Source organism: Cryobacterium sinapicolor, assembly GCF_004403465.1.
Taxonomy (GTDB): domain Bacteria; phylum Actinomycetota; class Actinomycetes; order Actinomycetales; family Microbacteriaceae; genus Cryobacterium; species Cryobacterium sinapicolor.
Genome location: NZ_SOGQ01000062.1, coordinates 13834 through 38102 on the forward strand (window position 1 = coordinate 13834; position 24269 = coordinate 38102).

Annotated in this window: 26 protein-coding genes; 6 read left to right on the forward strand and 20 right to left on the reverse strand. The window is 67.2% G+C overall.

The window, feature by feature from the left end:
- Positions 1 to 39 precede the first annotated feature (39 nt).
- Complete coding sequence (locus E3T28_RS12320) at positions 40 to 855, forward strand: alpha/beta fold hydrolase (RefSeq protein WP_134431636.1); 816 nt, start codon at positions 40 to 42, stop codon at positions 853 to 855.
- A 100-nt stretch (positions 856 to 955) separates the two neighbouring features.
- On the opposite strand, the gene E3T28_RS12325 is transcribed toward E3T28_RS12320, so the two are convergent.
- Both E3T28_RS12325 and E3T28_RS12330 read right to left on the reverse strand, forming a co-directional pair.
- Positions 956 to 2368, reverse strand: a complete 1413-nt coding sequence (locus E3T28_RS12325) for an ATP-binding protein (protein ID WP_198417199.1) — start codon at positions 2366 to 2368, stop codon at positions 956 to 958.
- Between the two features lie 112 nt (positions 2369 to 2480).
- Entirely contained in the window at positions 2481 to 3275 is a 795-nt protein-coding gene (locus E3T28_RS12330) for a GntR family transcriptional regulator (protein WP_134431639.1), read from the reverse strand.
- 115 nt (positions 3276 to 3390) lie between these two features.
- On the opposite strand from E3T28_RS12330, the gene E3T28_RS12335 reads away from it, so the two are divergent.
- The 3 genes from E3T28_RS12335 to E3T28_RS12345 all read left to right on the forward strand — a co-directional run bounded on the left by E3T28_RS12335 (position 3391) and on the right by E3T28_RS12345 (position 7841).
- Positions 3391 to 4797 (forward strand): MFS transporter, encoded by a 1407-nt coding sequence (locus tag E3T28_RS12335; protein ID WP_134431642.1) that lies wholly within the window; start codon positions 3391 to 3393, stop codon positions 4795 to 4797.
- Positions 4798 to 4846: 49 nt separating this feature from the next.
- Positions 4847 to 5956, forward strand: a complete 1110-nt coding sequence (locus tag E3T28_RS12340; protein ID WP_241979324.1) for a nucleoside hydrolase — start codon at positions 4847 to 4849, stop codon at positions 5954 to 5956.
- A gap of 214 nt (positions 5957 to 6170) precedes the next feature.
- On the forward strand, positions 6171 to 7841 hold the full coding sequence (locus tag E3T28_RS12345; RefSeq protein ID WP_134431645.1) for an ABC-F family ATP-binding cassette domain-containing protein: 1671 nt from the start codon (positions 6171 to 6173) through the stop codon (positions 7839 to 7841).
- 218 nt (positions 7842 to 8059) lie between these two features.
- Here E3T28_RS12345 and E3T28_RS12350 read toward each other — a convergent pair whose 3' ends face one another.
- The 9 genes from E3T28_RS12350 to E3T28_RS12390 form a co-directional block, all read right to left on the reverse strand.
- Positions 8060 to 8611, reverse strand: coding sequence for a hypothetical protein (locus E3T28_RS12350; RefSeq protein WP_134431648.1), 552 nt, complete (start codon positions 8609 to 8611; stop codon positions 8060 to 8062).
- A 302-nt stretch (positions 8612 to 8913) separates the two neighbouring features.
- Positions 8914 to 9087, reverse strand: a complete 174-nt coding sequence (locus E3T28_RS16920) for a hypothetical protein (protein WP_166787021.1) — start codon at positions 9085 to 9087, stop codon at positions 8914 to 8916.
- Positions 9088 to 9173: 86 nt separating this feature from the next.
- Positions 9174 to 9920: a hypothetical protein gene (locus tag E3T28_RS12360; RefSeq protein ID WP_134431653.1), complete on the reverse strand. Its 747-nt coding sequence runs from the start codon at positions 9918 to 9920 to the stop codon at positions 9174 to 9176.
- Positions 9921 to 10192: 272 nt separating this feature from the next.
- Positions 10193 to 10477, reverse strand: a complete 285-nt coding sequence (locus E3T28_RS17405) for a sigma factor-like helix-turn-helix DNA-binding protein (RefSeq protein WP_134431656.1) — start codon at positions 10475 to 10477, stop codon at positions 10193 to 10195.
- Positions 10443 to 11201, reverse strand: coding sequence for a sigma-70 family RNA polymerase sigma factor (locus E3T28_RS17410; RefSeq protein ID WP_166787022.1), 759 nt, complete (start codon positions 11199 to 11201; stop codon positions 10443 to 10445). Before E3T28_RS17410 ends, E3T28_RS17405 begins: the two co-directional genes overlap by 35 nt.
- A 160-nt stretch (positions 11202 to 11361) precedes the next feature.
- Positions 11362 to 12075 (reverse strand): deoxyribose-phosphate aldolase, encoded by a 714-nt coding sequence (gene deoC, locus E3T28_RS12375; protein WP_134431662.1) that lies wholly within the window; start codon positions 12073 to 12075, stop codon positions 11362 to 11364.
- A 177-nt stretch (positions 12076 to 12252) separates the two neighbouring features.
- Positions 12253 to 12966 (reverse strand): GAF and ANTAR domain-containing protein, encoded by a 714-nt coding sequence (locus tag E3T28_RS12380; protein ID WP_134431665.1) that lies wholly within the window; start codon positions 12964 to 12966, stop codon positions 12253 to 12255.
- Positions 12959 to 13678 (reverse strand): GAF and ANTAR domain-containing protein, encoded by a 720-nt coding sequence (locus tag E3T28_RS12385; protein WP_134431668.1) that lies wholly within the window; start codon positions 13676 to 13678, stop codon positions 12959 to 12961. Before E3T28_RS12385 ends, E3T28_RS12380 begins: the two co-directional genes overlap by 8 nt.
- A gap of 103 nt (positions 13679 to 13781) precedes the next feature.
- Positions 13782 to 14276, reverse strand: coding sequence for a MarR family winged helix-turn-helix transcriptional regulator (locus tag E3T28_RS12390; protein WP_166787023.1), 495 nt, complete (start codon positions 14274 to 14276; stop codon positions 13782 to 13784).
- 211 nt (positions 14277 to 14487) lie between these two features.
- Here E3T28_RS12390 and E3T28_RS12395 point away from each other — a divergent pair, with 211 nt between their 5' ends.
- Positions 14488 to 14748 carry a hypothetical protein gene (locus E3T28_RS12395; RefSeq protein WP_134431673.1) on the forward strand — a complete coding sequence of 87 codons (261 nt, stop codon included), beginning with the start codon at positions 14488 to 14490 and terminating at the stop codon, positions 14746 to 14748.
- Positions 14749 to 14891: 143 nt separating this feature from the next.
- On the opposite strand, the gene E3T28_RS12400 is transcribed toward E3T28_RS12395, so the two are convergent.
- Positions 14892 to 15422: a pyridoxine/pyridoxamine 5'-phosphate oxidase gene (locus E3T28_RS12400; protein WP_134431676.1), complete on the reverse strand. Its 531-nt coding sequence runs from the start codon at positions 15420 to 15422 to the stop codon at positions 14892 to 14894.
- 72 nt (positions 15423 to 15494) lie between these two features.
- On the opposite strand from E3T28_RS12400, the gene E3T28_RS12405 reads away from it, so the two are divergent.
- Entirely contained in the window at positions 15495 to 16397 is a 903-nt protein-coding gene (locus E3T28_RS12405) for an NAD-dependent epimerase/dehydratase family protein (RefSeq protein ID WP_134431679.1), read from the forward strand.
- A gap of 148 nt (positions 16398 to 16545) precedes the next feature.
- Here E3T28_RS12405 and rbsD read toward each other — a convergent pair whose 3' ends face one another.
- The 8 genes from rbsD to E3T28_RS12445 form a co-directional block, all read right to left on the reverse strand.
- Positions 16546 to 16929 carry a D-ribose pyranase gene (gene rbsD, locus E3T28_RS12410; RefSeq protein ID WP_134431682.1) on the reverse strand — a complete coding sequence of 128 codons (384 nt, stop codon included), beginning with the start codon at positions 16927 to 16929 and terminating at the stop codon, positions 16546 to 16548.
- Entirely contained in the window at positions 16926 to 17849 is a 924-nt protein-coding gene (locus E3T28_RS12415; protein ID WP_134431685.1) for a ribokinase, read from the reverse strand. Before E3T28_RS12415 ends, rbsD begins: the two co-directional genes overlap by 4 nt.
- The gene (locus E3T28_RS12420) at positions 17846 to 18790 is read right to left on the reverse strand and encodes a substrate-binding domain-containing protein (RefSeq protein WP_134431688.1); all 945 of its coding nucleotides are present in this window, start codon (positions 18788 to 18790) and stop codon (positions 17846 to 17848) included. The genes E3T28_RS12415 and E3T28_RS12420 overlap by 4 nt, the downstream gene beginning before the upstream one ends.
- 64 nt (positions 18791 to 18854) lie before the next feature.
- Positions 18855 to 19826 carry an ABC transporter permease gene (locus E3T28_RS12425; RefSeq protein WP_134431691.1) on the reverse strand — a complete coding sequence of 324 codons (972 nt, stop codon included), beginning with the start codon at positions 19824 to 19826 and terminating at the stop codon, positions 18855 to 18857.
- Between the two features lie 11 nt (positions 19827 to 19837).
- A complete protein-coding gene (locus tag E3T28_RS12430) occupies positions 19838 to 21352 on the reverse strand; it encodes a sugar ABC transporter ATP-binding protein (RefSeq protein ID WP_134431694.1) in 1515 nt (504 codons plus the stop codon).
- 1 nt (position 21353) lies between these two features.
- Positions 21354 to 22445, reverse strand: coding sequence for a substrate-binding domain-containing protein (locus E3T28_RS12435; protein ID WP_134431697.1), 1092 nt, complete (start codon positions 22443 to 22445; stop codon positions 21354 to 21356).
- Positions 22446 to 22811: 366 nt separating this feature from the next.
- Positions 22812 to 23354, reverse strand: coding sequence for a hypothetical protein (locus E3T28_RS16925; protein WP_166787024.1), 543 nt, complete (start codon positions 23352 to 23354; stop codon positions 22812 to 22814).
- 29 nt (positions 23355 to 23383) lie between these two features.
- Positions 23384 to 23815 carry a DUF3846 domain-containing protein gene (locus E3T28_RS12445; RefSeq protein WP_134431700.1) on the reverse strand — a complete coding sequence of 144 codons (432 nt, stop codon included), beginning with the start codon at positions 23813 to 23815 and terminating at the stop codon, positions 23384 to 23386.
- Between the last annotated feature and the right edge of the window lie 454 nt (positions 23816 to 24269).

Consider the following 24269-nt stretch of genomic DNA (forward strand, 5'->3'; position numbering starts at 1 on the left):
TTCCTTGCCGCGGCACCCGCCGCGCGCCTACGCTGAATCATGCCTCACCTCACCGTTCCAGGCGCGTCGCTCTACTACGAGACGACGGGCCACGTATCGTCACCTGCGCTCCTGCTGCTGCACGCCGGCATCGCGAACCTGCGGATGTGGGACCCGCAGATCGACGCGCTGGCTGCCGGCCACTTCGTCATCCGTTTCGACGGCCGCGGCTGCGGCCAGACGACCACCGAAAACGTGGCGTTCTCCGCTCGCGCGGACGCCCGCGCGGTTCTCGACCACCTCGGGGTGGCGTCGGCCACGCTGATCGGGTGCTCGCGCGGCGGCGGGACGGCGATCGACCTGGCCGTGGAGAGCCCCGACCGGGTGGACGGCCTCGTTACCGTGGGCGCCGGGCCCAGCGGGTTCCCCGAGGTCGAACTGACCGAACTCGAGGACGCCCGGTTCGACGAACTGGATGCCGCGTTCGACGCCCAGGACTGGCACCGGCTGGCGCGCCTCGAAGTGGCTCTCTGGGCATTCGGTCCACTGCGCGCCGAAGCCGACCTCGACCCCGAATTCGTGGCCCTGGCCTACGGGCTCAACCGGGTCAACGCCGCGCATGCGGAAGAGTCCCCGACACCGATTCCGCTCGAGCCGCCGGCGTTCAACCAGGTCAGCGACATCGAGGTGCCCGTGTTCGTCTCGATCGGCGAATTCGACATCACCCCGCATCTGGCCGAATACGAGTACCTCCTGTCGACGCTCCCGGATGTCACCGGCTTCACCTTCCGCGACACGGCACATCTGCCGCCCGTTGAACGGGCGGCAGATTTCCAGCGCGTGCTCGTGGACTGGCTGACGGAGCACCGGCTCTAGGCAGGTCGGCCGAAGCGCACGAAGGCCGCTCCGGCCGTAACGCCCGGGTTGTCCCCCGGTTCACCGCGCTCGCACCGGAGCGGACGGCCCGCTGGACGGGTCAGGGCCGTGCGCGCAGGGGCACACCCACGTCGATTCCGCCCTCGTAGGTGATTCTGTCCCGCATCTTCACCACGCTCGGGGCAGGCACGAAGCCGCCGGCGAACAGGGCTTCCCCCTGGCGGAACCGCGGCGCCTGGGCCAGCAACGCGGGTGGGGCGAAGCCGAAGACGGCACCCAGTTCGGCCAGGTCGGCCGGGGAACTCATCTTCATCAGCACCAGGTTGTCGCACTGCGAGATGATGCCCGGGTGGATCTTCGACGGGCGCTGCGTCGACAACAGCAGCCACAGCCCGTACTTGCGGCCCTCTGCGGCGATCTGGATGATCTGCTCCCGCAGCACCCTCTGCAGCGGGCTGTCCAGGTCGGGCGAGCACAGGTTGTGGGCTTCGTCGATCACGAGCAGCACCGGCCGGCGCTCCTCCCGGTGCGCCCAGAGGTGGTCGAGCACAGAGACGGCGGCCACCAGCGGTTCCTCCGCGAACTGGAAGCCGCCCAGATCCAGTACGGTGGCCGCGGGCCGGGTGTCGATGATCTCGGTGGCCGCGGTCTCGTTCAGGGCCCAGACCGCCCAATCGAGCAGACCGAGGTTCTCGATCCGAAGCGCGAGGGCGTGGTGCGACAAATCCGTCGAACCCCGCAGCCGATCGAGGATGCTGCGCGGATCCGTGACCGACAGGAACTCCTCCAGGTGCAGCACACTGTTGTACTCCTCCCGGTCCAGCAACGGGTCGAGCCGCAGCATGGCCGCCTTGATCTTCACCGGTAGCGACCGGAACCGGGCGTGCAGGTGTTCGCCCGGCCCGTTCCCGGGGCGCAGAACCCGGATGTCGCGCGCGGCCAGGTCGGCGGCGTCGGCGGTCGGGGCATCCGTTCGCACCTCGGCCAGCCGCACGAAGTCGGCGTTCGGATCGAAGATGACGATCGGAAGGTCGGTGTGCGGGAGCAGTTGCTCCAGCACGACCCCGAGGGCGTAGGTCTTGCCGGAACCGCTTTGGCCGCACCAGAAGGTGTGCCGGTTGAAGCGGTGCGGAAGTAGGCGCCCGGGCGTCTCGAGCGAGGCGAGCAGCGTGCCGATCTCGAGGGTGGCGCCGGCGGCCCGGTGCAGCAGTTCGATCAGCTCCGGGCCGGCCGACCGCACCGACGCGACGGCGAATGCCGACGACGCGCGCTGGTTCAGCTGTTTCTCCGGTTCGATCACCCCGAGAAGTGACCCAAGGCCGGAGGCCCGGCTCAGGCCGGCGACGTCGCGCGTCTCGACCTGGCCGAGGGAGGTGCGCCCTGACGGCTCGACGAGAGTGACGTAACTTCCGGGAGGAAGGGGTGTGTCTGCGGAAATATCGAAGCGGAACGAACGGCCTTCGAGGGAGACCGCAGTGTCGCCGGGGACGGAGGCAGGGCTGGGAGCATCCATGCGTGTTCCTGTTCTGGTCGATGGCTCGGCCTTGAGGGCGTCGCCGCGCGCAGACAAACTACATCGGATGCGAGAGCGTCGCACGCTGGCCAGGGCCGCCGCCGGCATCCGGTCAGGACTGCGCCGCGTGGCTGATCGCCAGCTGCACGAAGTCCGTATTGATCAAGGCCTTCGACAGGTAGAACGGGCGCCCGTCATGCTCGAGCGTCTGGGTGAGGATGAGCACCGGACTTCCGGCAGGCAGCCCGAGCAGCTTGCCGCGGGTGGCACCGGGGACACCGAGCGTGATGTCGGTCTCGCCGGGCCCGAAGCTCGGTCCGAGCACCGCCATCAGTGCGGCGAGCGCACTGCGCCCTGCATCTTCCCCCAGGTCTTCGGACACGGCCGCCACCGCGGCCTCGCCGAGCAGGCGGAGGCGCTCTCCCGGCACATGCTCCTGGACCAGGGCGATGGGTGCGCCGCCCCGGGTGATGACGCTCTCGATGAACCAGGAGGCTTCGTCGGCGTGGATGCCGATGGCGTCGGCAGTGAACGCGGGCGACGCGGACTGCAGCGCGGTCTGGGTGCGGCGCACCTGCACGGTCGGTCCGGTCTCGCCGAGCAGTTCCTCGACCGGACGGATCTTCTGCAAGCCGAGGTGAGGCATCCGATCGGCGACGAAGCGCCCGATGCCCCGGCGCGAGCGCACGAAGCGGTCCTCCTCCAACAGCATCAGGGCCTCCCGCACGACCGTGCGACTGACGCCCATCGCCGTGCCGAGCTCGGACTCCGAGGGGAGCAGGGATGCGATCGGCAGGGATCCGTTGCGGATCGCCTCGGTGAGGCGCGAGTAGACCGCGACTCGCAGCGGCAGGCTTCCAGTGGTCTCGAGCGGACCCGAAAGGGCCGCCTCCGTGCGTCGATCCATTCGTTCTCCCCAGGTCGGTGAGTTGAGCCTACCGTGCCATCTCACGCACTTGTATAACAAGCATGTACACTGAGTGTGTCGACCTTATGGTTGGCTCCAATGAAGGAGTCTTGTCATGCTCGTGCTTCCCGTCGAAGCCACTCCCGTTCCTGGGCGCCCGCGTGCTCCCCGGCCTGCCGGAGTGTTGATCGGCACACTGGTTCTGGCGATCCTGACCTTCCAGTTGAATGCCACCCTGTTGTCCGCCGCCCTGCCTGCCGTCGGCACCCAGCTGGGCGAGAGCATGCAGGACGTCGCCCGGGTGCAGTCGGTGTTCTTCCTATCCGGCGCCGTCTTCGGCATGGTGTTCTCCCGCTGGAGTGATTTCCTCGGCCGCAAGCGCAGCCTCGTGATCGTGCTGACGCTGCTACTGATCGGCACGGTCGTCTGCGCCCTCGCACCGAGCCTCCCCCTGCTGCTCCTCGGCCGGGTGCTGCAGGGTGCCTCCAACGCCACCTTCACGATCTCCTTCCTGCTCCTCTCGGAGCGCCTGAACAGCCGCCTGTTCGGCATCTCCGTCGGCATCATCACCTCGGTCAACGGCGGCCTGTTCGGCGTCGACGGCTTCCTCGGCGGCTACGTGACCGACACCATCGGCTGGCGGTTCCTGTTTGTGATCACCCTCGGCCTCGGGTTGGTCGCGATCGGCTGCGTCGCGCTCTTCGTTCCCCGGGATGAGCCGCGCACCCAGGACGGGTCGATGGACTGGTGGGGCGCCGGCATCCTGTCGCTGTTCCTGGTGCTGCTCACGAGCCTGATCTCGCAGGCGTCCTCGTCGGGCTGGGCCGACCCGCTCACGCTGGGGTACCTCGTCGGTGCCGTCGTCAGCGCCACTGTCTTCGTGCTGGTCGAGAGCCGCACCCGGCGGCCGCTCATTCCCATCCACGCCCTGCGGTCCCGGCAGGTGTGGCCGCTCCTGCTCTCCACGGTGCTCACCCTGGCCGGCGTGTTCTCCGCACTCAACTTCACCGTGGTCATGCTCAGCCAGAACCAGCAGGTGGGCTACGGGCTCTCCGCATCGATGTCAGCGCTGCTCTACCTCACCCCGACCGCCTTCGTCGGTGTCACCGCGGCGATCTTCTCCGGCTGGATCGCCGTGCGGATCGGTTGGATCAGCTCGCTGCGGCTGAGCAGCGGCGTCATCGTTCTGATCACGGTGGGCCTGGCCGTCTTCGCGCTGGACCGCTGGCTGGTCTTCGGCCTGCTCATCGTGATGGGCGTCTTCTACCTCGGCCTGTTCCAGAGTTCGGTGAACGGAGTCTCCGTGCTCAACTCACCGCCCGAGGCCCGCGGGGCCCTGCCCGGCCTGAACGGCGCCTGTTTCGGAATCGGCATCGGCACCGGCATCGCCCTCGTGGCCCCGGTCGTGGCCACGGGAACGGTCGCCGGTTTCCAGACGGCCCTGTGGATCTCCGCGGGTCTCACCCTGGCGTCCTTCCTGGCCTCCCTCGTCCTGCGCCCCGCCGAGAGGATCGGCGCATGAGCACCTGCACTTTTCTACCCATCAGCACGATCAGAACGGATGGTCAACGATGACACCCACTATGGCTCCCCGCCGCCGCCCGATCTACCTCGACTGCGACACCGGGATCGACGATGCGGTGGCGCTCTCTTTCCTGCTGGCGACGGCGGGCATCCGTCTGGTCGGCGTCGGCACGGTGAACGGATGCGTCAACCCGGCCGTCGCCGCGGCGAACACCCTGAGCCTTCTGGCGACCGCCGGTCGGGACGACATCCCGGTCGCGGTCGGTGCCTGGGAGCCTGTCAGCGGGATCTCCCGTCGCGGGGCGGCCCACATGCACGGCCGCAACGGGATCGGGGACGTTCTGCTGCCCCGCCCGCGCCGGCGCCCGGTCGACGACAGCGCCACGGAGCTGCTGATCCGGCTGGCGCACGAGTATCCCGGTGAGCTGGAGATCATCGCGGTCGGCCCGCTGACGAACCTGGCCGAGGCGCTCTGCCTCGACCCGGAATTGCCCCGGCTTGTTCGCAGGGTCACCATCATGGGTGGGTCCGCTTTCGCGCCCGGCAACGCCGGCAAATATGCCGAGGGCAACATCGCCGCCGATCCCACTGCCGCCGCGGACGTGTTCGCCGCCAGCTGGCCGGTGACCCTGATCCCGCTCGACGCGACGGCACCGCACACCTTCGACGAAACCCACCGGCGGGCGCTCGCGGCTTCCTCGGGCCTGACCCAGCAGGCGCTGGCCGCGATGCTCGGCACCTGCCTGACACAGTGCGGCAAGCAGTCGAGCACGCGGCGGTTCGCCCTGCACAACTCCCTCGCCGCGGCCTTCGCAACCGGCGCCCTCGAGGCCGAACGGGCCCCCACCCTGCGCGTCCGCGTCGACATGAGCGCCGGCCCGCGCCACGGCCAGACCCATTTCGCCAAGGTGGAGGGAGCGACGGCCGGGGTTCCCGCCGGGCAGAATCCGCACGAGGCGCGGGTGGTGCTGACCCTCCGGCGCAACTCCGCGGCACTGCTCCTGGAGAGTATCCTCACCCTCGCGCCCGCGCCCGCTTTCGGTGTCGTTCCGGCTTCCCGTCTGGCTCCGGCTCTTGCTTCGGCCGCTGCCAGCGCCCCCGCGAACGCTCGGGCTCGGGCTCGGAGGCAGGCGGAACCGGCGCCGGCACCGGTCTGAGTCTTTGTCGCATCCGTCGCGTCGCTAATTTCGGAGGTTTTCGCGACACGCCGGGTTTGGCGTCTGGGGTGACCCGGCCCGAAGGAACGGCGCGTCGGGATTTTCTCCGAATTTACGCCGACGGATGCCCTGGGCTGGGCCGGATCCCTCGGCACCGGACGGCACCGACCACGCGGCGCACGCATCCTCGGCCCCGATCTGAGAAAATGAACGAATGACCGCAACACTCGTGGCCAAGGGCCTGGCCGGCGGGTACGCGCACCGCACTCTCTTCGATTCGCTCGACCTCACCGTCGCGCCCGGTGACGTCGTGGGTGTCGTCGGCGTGAACGGGTCGGGCAAATCCACGCTGCTGAGCCTGCTCGCGGGCCTGGTCGAGCCTCAATCCGGCACCGTCAACCTCGCCCCGGCCGATGCCTTCGTCGGCTGGCTCCCCCAGGAGCACGAACGTGTTCCCGGCGAGACCGTGGCCGGCTACATCGCCCGGCGCACCGGTTGCGCCCAGGCGACCCTCGAGATGGATGCAGCGGCATCCGCTCTCGGCGATGCGTCACCGAGCCCGCGTCCCGATGGGCTCGACCCGGCCGACGTCTACTCGGCGGCCCTTGAGCGCTGGCTGGCCAGCGGCGCCGCCGATCAGGGCGAACGGATGCCAGGGGTGCTCGCCGACCTCGGTCTCACCCTCGGCACCGAGCTCGCCGAGCACATTCCGATGACGTCCCTCTCCGGCGGGCAGGCAGCCCGGGTGGGGCTGGCCGCACTGATGCTGTCACGTTTCGACATCGTGCTGCTCGACGAACCGACCAACGACCTTGACCTCGACGGGCTGGAACGCCTGGAGTCCTTCGTCACCGGCCTCCGCGGCGGGGTGGTGCTCGTCAGCCACGACCGCGAGTTCCTGGCCCGCTGCGTGACGCGGGTGCTCGAACTCGACCTCGCGCAGGGCGCGAACCGGGTCTTCGGCGGCGGCTACGACTCCTACCTCGAGGAGCGTGAGACGTCCCGCCGGCACAAGCGGGAGCACTATGACGAGTACGCCGAGAAGAAGGCCGATCTTGTGGGTCGGGCCCGCACGCAGCGCGAATGGTCGAGCCAGGGTGTGCGGAATGCCATGAAGAAGGCGCCCGACAATGACAAGATCCGGCGCAAGGCATCCGCCGAGTCCAGCGAGAAGCAGGCGCAGAAGGTGCGGCAGATGGAGAGCCGCATCGTGCGCCTCGAGGAGGTCGACGAGCCGCGCAAGGAGTGGCAGCTCGACTTCACGATCGGCTCCGCGCCGCGGTCGAGCTCGGTGGTGTCCACGCTGAGCAACGCGGTTCTCCGCCAGGGTGACTTCACCCTCGGGCCGGTGTCGCTGCAGGTCAACGCGGGAGAGCGCATCGGCATCACCGGACCCAACGGTGCCGGCAAGTCCACGCTGCTGCGCGCGCTCCTGGGCCACCAGGCTCCGGATGCCGGCACGGCCAGCCTCGGTGCCAGCGTCAGTATCGGCGAAATCGATCAGGCCCGGGCCCAACTCGACGGCACCCGGCCTCTCGCCATCAGCTTCGAGGAGCTCGTGCCCGACCTGACCACGGCCGAGGTGCGCACCCTGCTCGCGAAGTTCGGACTCAAGGCCGACCACGTCAACCGTGCGGCCGTCGACCTCTCCCCCGGTGAGCGCACCCGCGCCGGCCTCGCGCTGCTGCAGGCACGCGGTATCAACCTGCTGGTCCTCGACGAGCCCACGAACCACCTCGACCTGGCCGCCATCGAGCAGCTCGAGCAGGCCCTCGAGTCCTACGGGGGAACGCTGCTTCTGGTCACCCACGACCGACGGATGCTGGCCAACGTGCACACGGACCGGCACTGGCAGGTGGACGACGGTCAAGTGACCGAGGCCTAGGTCTGTGAGCCCTGTTCGGTTGGTGGTGTCGCTCCCGCACAGGCTCAGTCGCCTGCACCACGGAGTGGCCGCTGCTCGGCCGTGGAGCTGCACCTCCGGTGCAGAACGAATTCGACGGAGAATCTCGTTGAAAACTGCCATTTCGGGCCGATAAGGGGCGATTTGGCCAGAATCTCCGTCGAATTCGTTCGGGGCGACGTGTCGCCCCCACCTGCCGGCTAGCGAGAGTGTGGTGCGAATCGCGCCATCCACCCGGCAACCGGTCGCTGCTGCTCACCCTGCTGAGCGGCGAGCACGATCAGGATCGCCGTGAGAGCGGGGGTCACCCACTGCAGCACCCGCTGCTGTCGCTGCTGGGCCTCCAGCTGTGCAGACGTACCCGGACCGGCCTCGGTGATTCCGTCGGTGGCCTCCCCCGAATGGTCGCTCATCTTCTTGCCGAGAATCCCGGAGTACAGAGTTGTGCCGGCAGCCACACCGGTGAGGGCGAGTTTCACGATCGTGTTCGTGCGGCCTTCCGGCTGGCCGGCCGGACGCGCCTTGTTTCCGAGAATCAGGCCTGCGCCACCCACGCCATGGGCGACAAGAGCTGCGACCTGAACCGGCGCCCACCGCTTCCACCCCTCACTCGCCAGAGCCACGCGCTCGCGGGGGTCTTTCGCGGTTGACGCGCTCCCGTTGAGCCCGACGGCGCCCATCAAGGCACCCCCGGCCCACAGCGCCAATCCCACATCGTGCAGGCTTCGAACAACGGTATTGCGTCCAGTCACGGAGTACTCCTCATTGGTGATTCGTCTTCCCGTACGAGTGTGTACAGGGTCAGGTACTACTTATGACGGCTGCCGAGGCCGAAGTCTCATGCCCGATACCGGCCGCCTGCAACTATCTCAGGCTCTTCCCAGTCTTTATCAGCGTCGGCGGTGGCTGTCAGGATCTGCGTGGGGCTGGGCTGGGTGGGGCTGGGTGGGGCTGGGCTGGGCTGGGTGGGGCTGGGCTGGGCTGGGTGGGGCTGGGCTGGGCTGGGTGGGGCTGGGCTGGGTGGGGCAGGTGATCGTAGCCCGGCCGGACTCCTTCAGTACGTGGGGCGGGTAGTGCGGGCGTTCTTCGGCCGACGGCGCGACGAGCGAATCTTCTGAATCGCGGCCTTCCCCTGCGGGCTGCGCAGGTATTTGGTGACCAGGGTCAGGATTACGGGGAGGAACTTGAGCAGGCGAGCCATGGTGGTCTCTTTTCGTTTGAGCTGCATTTGTAGTTATGGGGTGCGAAAATACGGGAGCGACCGGGCAGAACTGCGCCCACCCGGACGCCCGTGCAGGTGTCTGGTGTTGGGTGTCAGCGGCCGAGTACTTCGCGGTCCACGCGGCGGTGGAACCGCATTCCGGCGAGTCCGCCGATGATCGCACCGACGAGGCTGACAAGGACGATGACGATCGCGGTGATGATGCTGCCCGCTGTGAGACCTTCCGGATTGAGCGGGATGCTGGGCAAGCTGTTCAGGTTTCCCAGCAGGTTGAGCTCACCGCCGGCAATGACACCGATGATTCCGACGAAGGCCGCGATCACGATCGCCCACACCCAGACCGCGATTCCTTGCTTGATGCCGCTGAAGCGGGCCATGCGGCCGGCGACGTAACCGCCGCAGAGATAGGACACGAACACCACGACCGCGAGCACAATCGCACTGACCAGTGCGATGGTGTCGGCGTTCTCGGCGGCTGTTCCGGCAGCCTGGTCGGCGGAATCGGCGCCGCCCAGGCCGACTGCGGCTCCAGCCGCAGCGAACAGCGCGGTGAGGATCACGGCGGTCCCGGTCGCGGTGAGCCACCCGAAGAACGCCGGCCCCCACTGGATCCCACCGAAACGGGCCTTGTCTCGACCGACGACCTCGTTGCGACCGACGGCCTTGTCGCGACCGACGACCTCGTTGCGACCGACGACCTCGTCACGACCGACGGCCTCGTCACGACCGACGGCCTCGTTGCGGTTGGGCACCGACCTGCCCTCGGGCACCGTAGCGTCAGAGCCAGGGTCGTCGATGTTTCGATTGATGGGTGAACCGGATGAGTCGAATGTTGCCATGGCGATAGCTCCTCTACTGACGCAGGTATAAACCTCAGAGGGTCAGGGCGACCTCGCTCAACCGCGTCACAGAACACCTAGATGAACCGGACGCGTTCGAAGCTTGTCCCACCGAGCGACAACCTGTCCTCTGCGAGAATCTCTTATCAAGTAGTCGTATCTCGGCGGGTGTTCGTCACAGAATCAAGCAGGGAATGTCGAGTGCACGGCAGGCGCACGTTTTCCGGAAGGCGCGGGTGATCGCCTGTCGGGCGTGACTCGGATGTAAAGCCTCACTCCCTCAGATAGAGCTCGAGGGCCGGCGTGCGCATCATCGCCAGGGCCCGCTTCTCGAGCTGGCGAATGCGCTCCCGGGTCACACCCTCGCGGACGGCGATCTGGTCAAGGGTGCGAGGTTGGTCGCCGTTGAGCCCGAACCGTGCCTCCAGGATCATCCGCTCCCGTGTGGGCAGCGCGTCGAGATGAAAGGTGATGTCAGAGCGGCGCAGGGCAAGCGCCGCGTACTCCTCCGGCTGGGGCAGATCATCGTCCATGATCAGCTCGGAGATGTCGGCCAAGCCCTCGCCGAGTGGGGTCTGATANGAGCAAGGTCCGCACGTCGGCCATCGAAGCCCCGCAGGCCTCGGCCAGCTCCGCCAATGTGGGTTCGCGGTACAGGCTGGCGGTGAGGTCGCGGCGGATGCGCTTGACCTTGTTGAGCTTCTCCACGGCGTGCAACGGGATCCGAATTGTCCGTGCAGCGCCGATCATGCCCCGGTGGATGGACTGCCGGATCCACCAGATTCCGTAGGTGGAGAATTTGTACCCGGTCGTGTAATCGAATTTCTCCACCGCGCGCAACAGGCCGAGGTTGCCTTCCTGAACGAGATCCATGATTGGAATCTTGCGGCCGGAATACTGTTTGGCGACGCTGACCACCAGGCGCAGGTTTGCCTCGATGAACCGGGTCTTGGACCGTTCGCCGTCCCGGGCAAGCCAGATGAGGTCCCGGGTCAGAGCCAAATCGGCGACACCCCGGGCGAGACGTGCTGCGGCGAACAGGCCCACCTCCATCCGCCGGGCCAGGTCAACCTCCTCCTCCGCGTTGAGAAGGGCCACCCTGCCGATCTTTCTCAGGTAGATCCCGAACGTGTCCGTCGGTCCCAGACCAAATCGTGCCGTCGTGGGGCGAGGCACGAAAATCGGCGGGGCCGCGGTCCAGACAGGTTGATTCGGGTCGGAATCAGGCAGCTCCGATTCGCCGGCCAGGAATTGATCCGATGAGCTCACACTCCACCACACAGACTTGAGGATGTATCACCATTGATCAGAAAAGCCTAGCTAGAGATTTGAACGTAGACAATACATACCGAGGCGGGCCCCTCATGAGGCAAATCGTGCCGAATCCAATCGCCAATCGCCGCCCGCGTCACACCGTGGGCTCACCGTGCCGGGCGGAGGGTCAGTAGTCCCCGGCCGATTCTGCCGGAGTGGCGCCCGAGAGCAGGGCGGCGCTGCCGGAGACACCGAGGCGGGTTGCGCCGGCCGCGATCATGGCCAGGGCGTCGTTGAAGCTGCGCACCCCGCCGGACGCCTTCACCTGGGCCCTGTCGCCCACGGTCTGCTTCATCAAGCTCACCGCGTGCACGGTCGCCCCGCCGGCAGGGTGAAAACCGGTGGAAGTCTTGACGAAGTCGGCGCCCTCGGCCACTGCGGCGCGGCACACGGCGACGATCTCAGCATCCGTCAGCGCCGCGGATTCGATGATCACCTTGAGCACTCCCGGCGTTGGGATGCCGGCCCGCACGGCCGCGATGTCGGCCTGCACATCGGCGAACCGGCCGGCCTTGGCAGCACCGATGTCGATGACCATGTCGATCTCGTCGGCCCCCTGCTCAATGGCGAGGGCGGCTTCGGCAGCCTTGATGGCGCTGTGGTGGTCTCCGCTGGGAAAACCGCAGACGACAGCAACCTTGAGGTCGGCGCCGGCGGGGATGCGCAGCGGCAGCATCGACGGGGAGACACAGACCGAGTAGGCGCCGAGCTCAATTGCCTCGGCGATGAGCGCGGTCACGTCCTCCGCGGTGGCCTCGGGCTTGAGGAGGGTGTGATCGATGCACCGGGCGACGCTGGCGGCGTCGAGAGAACGGGTGGAGGTCGAAATGGTGGATGTCATTGTGGTGCGTCCTTAGTCGGTGACGAGTTCGGGGGCCGTTCGACGCCCTGGCGACGTCGACGGATGCGTCGAGGCCCGATGCGCCGAACTCCTCGATCGAGACTACGCGTCCGCCCTGGGAGACGACGGTCGCTTGCTCACTTGTTGCTCACCACGCGCACCCGCTGGCGGGCAGGATCAGATGACGAGGGTCTGGTCGACAAGCCCCTGAGCGACCTGCGACAACAGCAGGTGGTTGCTGCGAGCGTGATTCCGGAGCAACGCGAATGCGTCCTCCATCGAGACTCCGCGGGAATGCGAAATCACACCCTTGGCCTGTTCGATCACGACTCGGGAATTCAGCGCAATCGTCAGGTGCTCCCGCACCGAATTGCTTTCCCGGAGCGTGCGTTCCTGCAGAATCCCGATCGTGGCGACATCCGCCAAAGCCTGGGCCGCACGAACGTCCTGTTGGCGCAGAGCGCCGGGAACAGTCGACAACAAGTTGAGGGCACCGATGGTCGTCTCGCGCAGCCGCAACGGGATCGCATGGACCGCGGCAAAACCCTGCTCCCTGGCGCTGTCCCGAAACCGCCGCCACGCGGGCGGGCTGTCCTCCACGTCCGGCAGGGACACAACCGACCCAGAGGTGAAACACTCCACGCACGGGCCCGCCGCAGCACTGAGTTGCATGACTTCCACAAGCCGGCTGGCTTCGCTGGTGGAAGCGACGACTTCGAGCTCGCCGTTTTCATCGGCCAGGAGAATTCCTGCCGCCGCGATGTCGAACAGGCCGGTGCAACTCTCCACGAGGGTTTGCAAGAGCTCCACCACGTCATAACCGGCCACCAGGGTGTCAGCGAGGGTCGCAAACGTATCGATGAGGCGATCCTCTCTCGTTTCATCAATCATGAGACCCTTCGATCTGGTTTTCATTTACTGCAAAAGTCAATCGCCGGCCGATGATCTCCTCCGCGATCTCCTGCACAGACCGGCCCAAGGCGAAAGCATGGCCCTGGATGACCAGACGGGCGTCCACGGCAGAAATCCCCAGTTGCGCCAGCACCATGCCGGTGGCCTGATGCACTTCACGTCGGGAGAACTGTCTGCGCAGGTCGGTTTCGCCCTCGATTTCGCTGTGGGACAGGCGGATGGCTCGAGCGAGAACGAGACGGCTGACGATGGTCGCGAGACCCGAAGCGTTCCGGATATGCAGGTCATTGAGTTGACTGGGCCTGCTGGTGTACAGGTCGATCGCCCCGATCCGTAACGGCCCCAGCACCAAGGGAAAGGCGAAAACCGCACCGAGCTCCTCGGCGATGATCGCCTCCGAGAACGCCGGCCACACCCGGTTCGGCCGTTCGCGAATATTCGGCTCGAAAACCGGCATGCCGGTTTCCAGAGCGTCCCAACATGGACCCTCGCCCAGGTCGAATTGCAACTCGTCCAGCCGCAACGATTGGGCGTCGCTCGCCGATACCGTCTCAGCAGGGAGAAAGTCACCGAACGTCGAGATTGACACCCCGTCCACGGGCAGCGCCCCCAGGAAAGGCTCGAACAAGCGCGACTCGCTACCCGCCAAAGCTGACAACGCTTCCTCGGCCACCGCAAATTGATCACGCATGGCACTCCCTCCTGCAATTCTCGCTACAGCTCCTTGTCACACCCGACCACGTCATGTTCCGAACGTACTCCGCTTCACCCGGTAGGGGATTCTGAGGCGACCGTCAGGCGCTCGTCATCGCTGGACCCTGCGCCCCGGCAAGGCCATCTTCCAGGTCGTAGCCGAGCGCGGCCGCGATACTGAGCAACTGCGCCTCGAGCAGCGCCTGTTCCGTGCTGGACATCTGTCCCTGGGCTCTGCCGATCCGTGCACGGAAATCACCGTAGATACGCTCCATCAGCGTCTCACCCGTCGCAGTCAGCTCCAGGAACAGGCTTCGCCGGTCGACAGGGTTGGCAACACGACGCACGACGTCTCGAGCGACCAGCCGGTCACAGATCGCGGTGACCGCACCCATCGAGAGGTCTGTGGAACCAGCCAACATCTTCGGTGTCACCCGGCCTGCCTCCGAGATGCGGAAAAGCACCCGAATCTCCGATCCCGTGAAGCCGGCCTGCGCCGCCATCCCTGCACGGGTCTTGTCCAACGCTCGGAGCAGGACGACCACCGCAGCGGTAACACCCTCAAGAACCTGGACGGAGCCATTCTCCTTGAACATGGTTTCTCCCGACATCAACAAGCAGCAGTCAGCTGGTTCAACGTACCGAGACCACCCTAGCGATGACGTCTATAAAGTTCCAACATAGAATAGTTTGGAATTCGAACTAATCGCTATATATTACTACCCGACGCCTATTTCTTACGTCATCTTCCGACCTCTGCTGAACCAACGTGGCCTCAGGGTCCTCCGAGAGACAAGGTCTGTATCCATGAACGAGTACCGCCTGACCGTGAATGGCGACCGCTACGTCGTCGACACCGACGACGACCTGGCGTCATGGAAATCCTCCGTCGCCGACGCTGTGCAGCGCGGTGGCGGATTCATCAACGTGATCAACTCCGCCGGGTTCCTGACCACACTGCTGATCACGCCGAACTCGACCGTCACTCTGCAGAGAGTCCGCTCCCCACGGCCGGAACCCTGGACGCAGCTCCTCGAAGACGATGCGTTCACCTACGAGGACTTCTAGGACCTTCGATCCGGTGTCTCCGTTGGCTCATCATTCGGGCACGCCGGAGCGTAAGTGTGAAGTGACCACCTACGGGCCAGGTGCCGCAGCCCCGCTGGAAGTAGTCGCGCTCAGCCCAGGTCGCGCTCAGTCCGCGGTCGCGCTCAGTCTGCGGCGGGAATCAGGTAGCGATGACGCACGTGCCGTCGGCCGGGGTCGGCCTGCCAGAACTCGACCTCGACCGGGCGCAGGGCGTATAGCTGCCAGGTGGGGTTCTCCGATCCGTCGGCTCCGGGCCGTTCGGCCCAGTCGGCCGCCGAGGCATCCGTCGACAACTCGGTGACCGGGCCGACCACGCGCACCTGGCGTCCCAGGGCCGACCAGAAGAAATTCATCGCGGCCAGCGGATGCTCCGTCAGCTCCCGGCCCTTGCGCGACAGTCGCGAGGTGGCGAAGTGCCAGCCCTCGGCGTCGAGGTTCTTGAGGATGAGCATGCGCGACGACGGCATGCCCTCTGCGCCGACAGTCGCGAGGCTGAACGAGTGCGGCTGGGGAACCCCGGCCGTGAGGGCCTCGTCGAGCCAGGACCGGAACAGCTCAGCAGGGTCGAGTGGCGCCGACGCCGGGTCGAAAACCGGCAGCGCGGCAGGGAAATCCGGCAGGGAACGCAGCATGCTGCGGAATGATTCACTCACTCCGCGAGCCTACTGCTCGGTGCTGTCAGCGTTCGGCGGGGCCGCTAGCGTTGGAGGCGACGAAGGAGCGAGATGACGATACTCATTGCCGGATGCGGTGACCTCGGCACGGAGGTGGGCCTGCGTTTCGCCGCGCTCGGGCACCGGGTGGTGGGGTTGCGCCGCAACGCGGCCGTGCTTCCCGCCGGCATCGAGGGCCAGTCCGTCGACCTCAGCACGGCGAAGCCGGTTGTTCCGGCCGACACCCAGATCGTGATCGTGGCGATCGCCGCGGGCAACCCCAGCCCCGCGGTCTACCGAGCGGCCTACGTCGACGGTCTGCAGAACCTCCTCGACGCGCTCGACGAGGCCGACGTCTCGCCCCGCCGCGTGCTGCTGGTGTCGTCGACCGCCGTCTACGACGTGTCCGACGAGAGCTGGGTCGACGAGCAGACGCCCGCCAACCCGCGTCCCGGCACCGATGCCATCTTGCTCGAGGCGGAACGGATGCTGCACGCCCGCCTCCCCGCGGCCGTCGTCTTCCGCCTGTCGGGCATCTACGGCCCCGGCCGGGAACGCCTGATCACCCAGGTGCGCGGCGGCCGCACCACCGCGTCGGCCTCGGCCCGGCACACGAACCGCATCCACCGGGACGATGCCGCGGCCGCGATCGTGCACCTGATGCTGCGGGAGGAAGAACCGGCTCCCCTGTACATCGGCGTCGACAGCGCACCGGTGCGCGGCGGTGAGGTGCTGGCCTTCCTCGCCGAGGAGCTCGGGTTGCCGGTCCCGACGCTGGAGGCGCCCGGCACTCCCGGTGCGACGACCACCACGACCGCTGTGCCAGCCCGGCCCGCTCCGCGGGACAGCCAGCGCGGAGGCGACAAGCGCCTCCGCAACCGGCTGCTGCTGAGCACGGGTTTCACGTTCAGCTACCCGACCTACCGCGAGGGCTACCGGGCCGTGTTGGCCGGCCGGGGCATCCGTCACCCGTAGCCGACGCACCGGTAATCGACGCACCCGCAGTTCAAGCCGATTCGGCGTGAACGAATTCGACGGAGATTCTCGTTCAAAACGGCCTTTTCGGGACGCTCAGGGCCGAGATGGCCAAAATCTCCGTCGAATTCGTTCGGGAACGAGGCGCCTAGAACGAGACGCCGCAGACCAGCGCGGCGTTCGCGAACGGCGTCGCCTCACCCGAGCGAATGAACAGCTTGGCCGAGGCCGAGAGGTCCTTCAGTTCGGCGTGGCTGATGTACTCGATCGCGTCGAACCGGTCGGCCAGCCAGGCCCCGGCAGGGGCGGTTTTCGCCTCCTCCGCGGCCACGCAGTGCTGGAACACCATCTCCTCGAGCAGGGCGTCGAGCACCTGCTCGAAACGCGGCACACCGTGCACCAGCGCCAGGTCGATCACGGGAACGCCGGCCGGGATCGGCATGCCGCAATCCGCGAGGAGCACGACATCCGTGTGCCCGAGGCGGGCCAGGGCGCCGGAGAGATCGGCGTTCAGGATGCCGCGGCGCTTCATGCGCGCACCCGCGGCAGCTCGTCGGCCAGGGAGGGATACGACGTCTGCGTTCCGCGTGACTGCACCGCGAAAGCGCCCACACGAACGGCCTGACGCACCGATTCGGACAGGCTCGAGCCGGCCGCGAGCTGCGCGCTCAGGGCGCCGACGAACGCGTCGCCGGCCCCCGAGCTGTCCACGGCGACGACCTGGGGCGACGCCACGCTGTGCGTGCCGTCCCGCTCGGCACAGATGGCACCCTTCGCCCCGCGGGTGAGCACGACGGACGGAACGCCCCACTCGAGCAGCCGGGCGACGAGCTCGGCATCCTCGATGGGGATGACGGTGTTCGGGGCGAGCTGCGCGAGCACGAGGGCTGCCTCGTGCTCGTTGACGACCAGCGGGTCGGCCCGACGGATGCTCGCGGCATCCAGTTCGATCACGGGCGCCAGGTTCAGCACCACCCGGCCGGTGGCCAACCGCAGTGCCGCCACGATGCCCTCCGCGGGGATCTCACCCTGGAGCACGACCACGGCGGCCTCTGCGATGACGGTCGCGCCGGCCTGGACAGCCTCCGCACCCATCAGCGCGTTGGCGCCGGGGATGATCACGATGGTGTTCTCGCCGTCGGCGGCAACGGTGACGAGTGCCAGCCCGGTCGGGCCGTCCACCGTGTGCACATTCGACAGGTCCACTCCGGAGCGGGTCAGGATCGCGGTGGCGACCTCGGCCTGCGGGTCCCGGCCCACGAGGCCGACCATGCGCACCGTGGCGCCCAGTTGGGCGGCCGCGACGGCCTGGTTGGCCCCTTTCCCTCCGGGGAGGAACTCCATCGACGTTCCGATGAGGGTCTCACCGGGCAGCGGGTGGCGTTCGATAGTGATCAGCTGGTCGACGTTGATCGACCCGACGACGACGACCGTGCTGGCGGAGTTACTCACTTGGTGAAGTCGCCGACATTCGTCTTCGTGACGGAGACGACCTCAACCGGGACGGTCTTCTCGATCTTGTCGCCCGCGATGGCCTTGATGGCGAGTTCAACGGAGAGCTTGCCGAGTTCGGCCGGCTGCTGCGCGATGGTGGCGACCAGGGTGCCTGCCTCGATGGCGGCGAGTCCGTCGGACGTGCCGTCGAAGCCGACGACCGAGACCTCGGTGCCGGCACGCGAGCCGAGCGCCTGGATGGCGCCGAGGGCCATTTCGTCGTTCTCGGCGAAGAGGCCGGTCACGCCGGGGTTGGACTGCAGCAGGTTCGTGGTCACGTCGAGCGCTGCGGCACGGTCGAAGTTGGCGGTCTGCTTGGCCACCACGGTGATGTCCGGGTAGGCCTTCATGCCCTCTTCGAAACCCTGGCCGCGGTCGCGGCTGGCCGAGGTGCCGGAGACACCCTGCAGGTGGATGACGCTGCCCTTTTCGCCCATGGCCTTGGCGAGTTCGTCGGCAGCCTGACGGCCTCCGGCCACGTTGTCGCTCGCGACGAGCGAGTTCAGGTCGGCGCCGTTGACGGTGCGGTCGACCCCGATGACGGGGATGTCGGCGCTGAGCAGCTCGTTCACGGAGGAGGAGGAGGCGTCGGAGTCGACCGGGTTCACGATGACGGCCTTGGTGCCGCCCGAGGCGGCGGTGGCGAGCTGGTTGGCCTGCGTGGCCGAGTCGTTCTGCGCGTCGACGATGTTCAACTGCACGCCGGCTTCGTCGGCGGCAGCCTGAGCGCCGTCGCGCAGTTCAACGAAGAACGGGTTGTTCAGCGTGGAGAGGGCCATCACGATCTTCGTGCCGGACGCCTCGTCCCCGCCGCCGCGGCCGCAGGCCGTGGTGCCCACCAGGATCAGTGCGGCGGTGGCGGTCAGTGCCGCGATTTTGCGAAATGAGGAGGACTTCATTGTGTATTCCTTTGGGGTGTTGATGGATGGGGTGAGAGGTAACGGATGTCGGGCGTCGGCTAGGTCAGCTGCTACGGGTCTTGCGGCGCAGCACGTCGATGCCCACGGCGAGGGCGATCACGAGGCCGATCACGACCTGCTGCCAGAACGACGTCACGTTGAGCAGGTTCAGACCGTTGCGGATGACGACGAGCACGAGGGCGCCGACGAAGGTGCCCGAGATTTTGCCGAGGCCGCCGGCGAGCGAGGCGCCGCCGATCACGACGGCCGCGATGGCGTCGAGTTCGTAGCCGGCAGCGGCCTGAGGCTGCGCGGAGTCGAGGCGCCCGGCGAGCAACAGCCCGGCGAGGGCGGCGAACAGGCCGGCCAGGGCGAAGACGGTGACGAGGATGCGCTTGACCGGCAGGCCCGACAGCCGGGCGGCTTCGGCGTTGCCACCGACCGCGTACATCGAGCGGCCGATCACGGTGCGGTTGAGCAGGAAGGAGGCGGCCAGGGCGGCCAGCACCAAGATGATGATGGGCATCGGGACCGGACCCAGGCTGCCACCGAGGAAGGAGACCTCGGCCGGCATCTTGATCGGGCGGCCGTCGGAGATGACCAGGGTCAGCCCACGGGCCACGCTGAGCATGGCGAGCGTGGCAATGAAGGAGGGCAGTTTGCCGTAGGCGTTGGCCAGACCGTTGATGGTGCCGGCCAGGGCCCCGATGAAGAGGCCACCGAGGAGGGCGAGCCAGCCGGGGAGACCGGCGCTGGCGAACATCCAGCCCGACGACATGGCCGACAGGGCCGCCACGGCACCCACCGAGAGGTCGATCCCGCCGGCCACGATGACGAAGGTCATCCCGAAGGCCAGCACGGCCACCGTGGACACCTGGATGCCGATGTTGAGCAGATTCTGCGCTGTCAGGAAGTCGGGAGTCGCAATGAACAGGGCGAGGCAGAGCACGACGAGTCCGACGAGGGCACCATTGTTGGCAAGGAATTTCTTGTAGTCGAGGCCGCGGCGCTTCGCCGGCAGGGTTGTGGTGGACATGGTGTGGTTCCCTATCTCTGTTCGTGATTCTCGTCGACATCGCGGGCGGCGAGTGTCATGACTGCGTCTTGGGTGGCCTCGGCCGCGGTGAGCTCGCCGGCGAGCCGGCCGTCGCGCATCACCAGGATGCGGTCACTCATGCCGAGAATCTCGGGCAGTTCGCTGGAGACCATCAGAATGGCTCCCCCGGCCGCCGTGATCGCGTTCATCAGTTCGTAGATCTCGACCTTGGCGCCCACGTCGACGCCGCGGGTGGGCTCATCGAGCAGCAGCACCGTGGAGGCGGCGATGATCCAGCGGCCGAACACGGCCTTCTGCTGGTTGCCTCCGGAGAGGGCCCCGATCGGCTGGTCGATGGTGTGCATCCGGATGCGGAGTTTCGTCGCCACCTCGCCGGCCCGGCTGCGCTGGCCGGCGAAGTCGACCAGGCCGAGCTTTGCGGTGGAGGCGAGCGTTGCGTAGCCGAGGTTGTCGTTGACGGATGCGTCGAGCACCAGCCCCTGTCCCTTGCGGTCCTCGGGCACGTGCCCGATGCCCGCGGCGATTGCCGCCTGGATGCTGCCGTTCGGCAGGTGCCGGCCGCGCACCGCGACCGTTCCGGAGGTGTACCGGTCCGCGCCGGCGATGGCCCGGATCAGTTCGGTGCGTCCGGCGCCGACCAGCCCGGCGATGCCGAGAATCTCGCCGGCCTTGACGCTGAAACTGATGTCACTGAACGAGCCGGTCGAGGTGAGGTTGTCGACCGTGAGGATCGCTGACGCCTGGCTCACGTCCCCGGTCACCCGAGGGAACTGATCCTCGATACTGCGGCCGACCATGAGCTTCACGAGGTCGTCTTCGGGGGTGGAAGCTGGCACCTCGGCGATGAATTCGCCGTCGCGCAGGACGGTGACGGTGTCCCCGACCTCGGCGATCTCGTCGAGGTGGTGACTGATGAACAGCATGCCCACCCCGCGGCGACGGAGGTCGGCCATCACGGCGAACAGGCTCTCGGTCTCGTGGCGGGTCAGTGCCGCGGTGGGCTCGTCCAAGATCAGGATGCGGGCGTTGATGCTCAAGGCCTTGGCGATCTCGACCAACTGCTGCCGGGCGATGCCGAGGTCCCCGACCAGGGTGTCGACGTCGACGTCGAGGCCGATCAGGGCGAGGGCGGCACGCGCGCGGTTGCGCAAGGCGCTGCGGTCGACCAGGCCGTGCTTGGTGGGCATCCGTCCCAGCATCACGTTCTCGGCGATACTCATGGTGGGAACGAGGTTCAGTTCCTGGTGGATCGTGGCGATGCCGAGGTCCTCGGCCGCGCGGGTGGTCGGTAGGGTGACCGTCTGCCCGTCCACCACGATGTGGCCGGCATCCGGCTGGTACACCCCCGCCATCATCTTGATCAGGGTGGACTTGCCGGCGCCGTTCTCCCCCAGCAGCACCTGCACCTGCCCGGCGTAGACGCTGACGGTGACGTCTTTGATGACCGTCACCGGGCCGAAGGTCTTACCCACGTTCTGCAGGGTGACCAGTGCTTGTTGACTCATGTCAGTTCTTCCTCGGGCGCGGCCCGGCTGCGGGTGATTCGGATGGTGGGACGGATGCGGGTGCGACGGATGCGGGGACGACCAGTCGGCCGGACACCGGGGCCGAGGACGACGCCCGGATGATCAGTTCGCTGGGCAGCACCACCGACTCGGGGGTGCCGCCGCCGATGACCTCGAGCAGCATCCTCACGGCGATCCGGCCCATGTCCTCGACGCTGTGTGAGATGACGCTCAACGCCGGGTCGAGCAGTGCGAACCACTCGATGTCGTCGAAGGCGATCAGGGCGATATCGCGGCCGATACGCAAACCGCGCCTGTGCAGAATGGCGATCGCGCCCACCGCCATCGGGCTGTCGGCGGCGAGCAGGGCGGTGGGTGGGCGGCGCAGTTCTAGCAGCGCGTGCACCCCCGCCGATCCGCTGGCCGCCTGGAAGTCACCGAAGTAGACGAGCTCGGGGTCCTGGCTGAGGCCCCGGGAGGCCACCGCCCGGGTGAAGGCGGCGAACCGGTCCCGGCCTGTCGAGGTGGCCTGTGGGCCCGAGATGTAGCCGATGCGGGTGTGGCCGGCGGCGGCGAGGTGCGCCACGGCCTCACGGATGCCGGTTTCACTGTCGGTGGTGACGCTCGGTACGTGGAGGCCGTCCACGGTGCGGTCCACGAAGACGGTCGGGATCTTGCGCTCGATCAGCGAACGGATGCTGCCGCTGCCGTCCCCGAGCGGGGCCACGACGATGCCGTCCACTCGCCGGGAGATCAGGGTGTCCAGGTACCGGTCCTGCTGTTCCTTGCGCTCGTTCGCGTTGCCGAGCAGCGTGACGTAGCCGGCAGCCAGGGCGGCCTGTTCGACCGTGTGGGCGAGGTCCGCGAAGAAGGGGTTGCGCACATCCGACACCAGCAGGCCGATCGACTCGGTGTGGGTACTGCGCAGGGCCCGCGCCTGGGCGTTGGGCCGGTAGTCGAGCTGGGCGGCCGCCGCCGCTACGCCGGCGCGGGCCTCGGGCGACGTGGCCGGACTGCCGGAGAGAACCCGGGAGGCCGTGGCCACGGACACGCCGGCCAGGGCGGCGACATCCTTGATCGTGATGGCAACCATGTTCACCTCCTCGTGTTCGTGCGGGTACCCGCCGTGTTCGCGTCATGCTGTGCTTGCGTCATGCTGTGGAATCGTTTCCATGGAAACGATTCCATACTAGATCGCGGCACGGGCCGCTGTCAACGAACTCAGAGAATCGGCCCAACGAAGTGGCATGCCCGAAACGGCGCGGAGGAGACCCTGGAGATCCAACGAGACACCTACAGAGACGGCACCCTGCTGGGCGAGGGGCCCGTCATCGACGGCAAGAAGCATGGCCCGTGGCGCAATCACCGGCGGCGGCCCCGGCACCGGGGCCTGCGCCGCGGTCGCGGCGAACCCCCAGGGTGCCGCCGAACGCTCACCGGTCGCCGGGTACCAGGGCGATCAGCTCGTCAATGCTGCCTTGATCATGAACGCCGGCGCCACCGCCGGCGCCACCGCCGGCGTCAACGTCCACGTCCACGTCCACGTCCACGTCCACGTCCACGTCCACGGGCAAACCATTGCCGTCATGACCGCCATGGGCGAATCTGCGCTCGCAACCTCAACTACGGCGACACTGTTGGACCCGACTCCCGCGGCCTGTTCCAGCAACGCAACCCAATGCAAAATGACCGGACGCAATCTCATTAATTGCGCTTGAAGAGCATCTCGGACGGCTTCGGAATCTTCGAGCTCGTTACCAGTCGAGGCCACATCGTGGGGAATGTGTAGAATTTCGCGCCAGCGTTGCACGTCGATCGGCAGCGTGTCAACGGCGTCAAGATTCATCATCGGACGAATGAGGACTGCTGCCAGGAGCGTCAGTGCCACATGAGCACTCATCGCGTATCGGACCAGTGATTCCGCGTCCAGCCCGACTTCCGCGTTCCATCCGGTGGGAGAGGACGGCGCCGACGTCGTCCGCGGTGCCGCGTTCTCGTTCATTCCACGATTCCCGCAGCACATCGGCCGGGTCAAGGCGCTGAGCTTCGGCGCGGGTGAGGGCGGCGGTGACGGAACGGGAACAGGCTCTCTACGAGGGCGTTGACAGTCCGTGCGTCGGGCTTCTGCGCGAAGGACTGCTGGATTCGGACGAGCTGTGCGTCGGTGAGGCCGACGGTTTCGCCGTCTGGGGTGACGCTGACGGCGATGGCGGTGCCGAAGATGACGGTGGGGCGGCCGAGTCGGTGGGCGAGGACGGTCGCGGGCAGGTTCAGGGTTGACCCGTTGATGAGTCCTTCATCGTCGACGAAGAGGTCGATGTCGTCTTGCAGGCCGACGACGTCGAACATTCGGCAGCCGATGGCGGCGCTGATGTCCGCCCCGATGCTGGCCTCGTTCACGTCCAGGGTGGTGATGGTTTCGGTCGGGTCGATCTTGATGCTGCGAATGGTGGTGATGTTCATGGTGTGGGTCCTCTCCCTCAAAACAATTTGTTTTTGCCTGTCCGGCAAGAGAGATCGATTGAGAGCGGGAGGCCCGGAGTGCCCAGTTTCAGGGCGAAAAAAAGGGAGCGTGAGACCGCATCCCGAAACTGGGCACGCAGGGCCGGGAGCGAACTATGATCGGCTGCCGGAATGGAAAAAACGAGGTCAGAACGTGGCGCACCGCGGCTCAAAGGAGGGTTCTTCCCGGCGCAGCCGGCCCCGCCAGGGGGCTTGCGAAGAAATGTCTTGTCCAAAGCAGGCCGGCGCGGTCGGTTCCGTGCGGGTCCGGCCTGCCGGGCTGGATTCACCTGGTGGGGGAAGGTGAGGCAGCGTCGTCCCCTTCGCTGCGGCTGGCCCCGGGGTGGGTCGATCTGCGTGGCGGTGTTTAGTCGGGTCGCCGGGCTGCCGGATTTCTGCATACGCGGCGATGTCG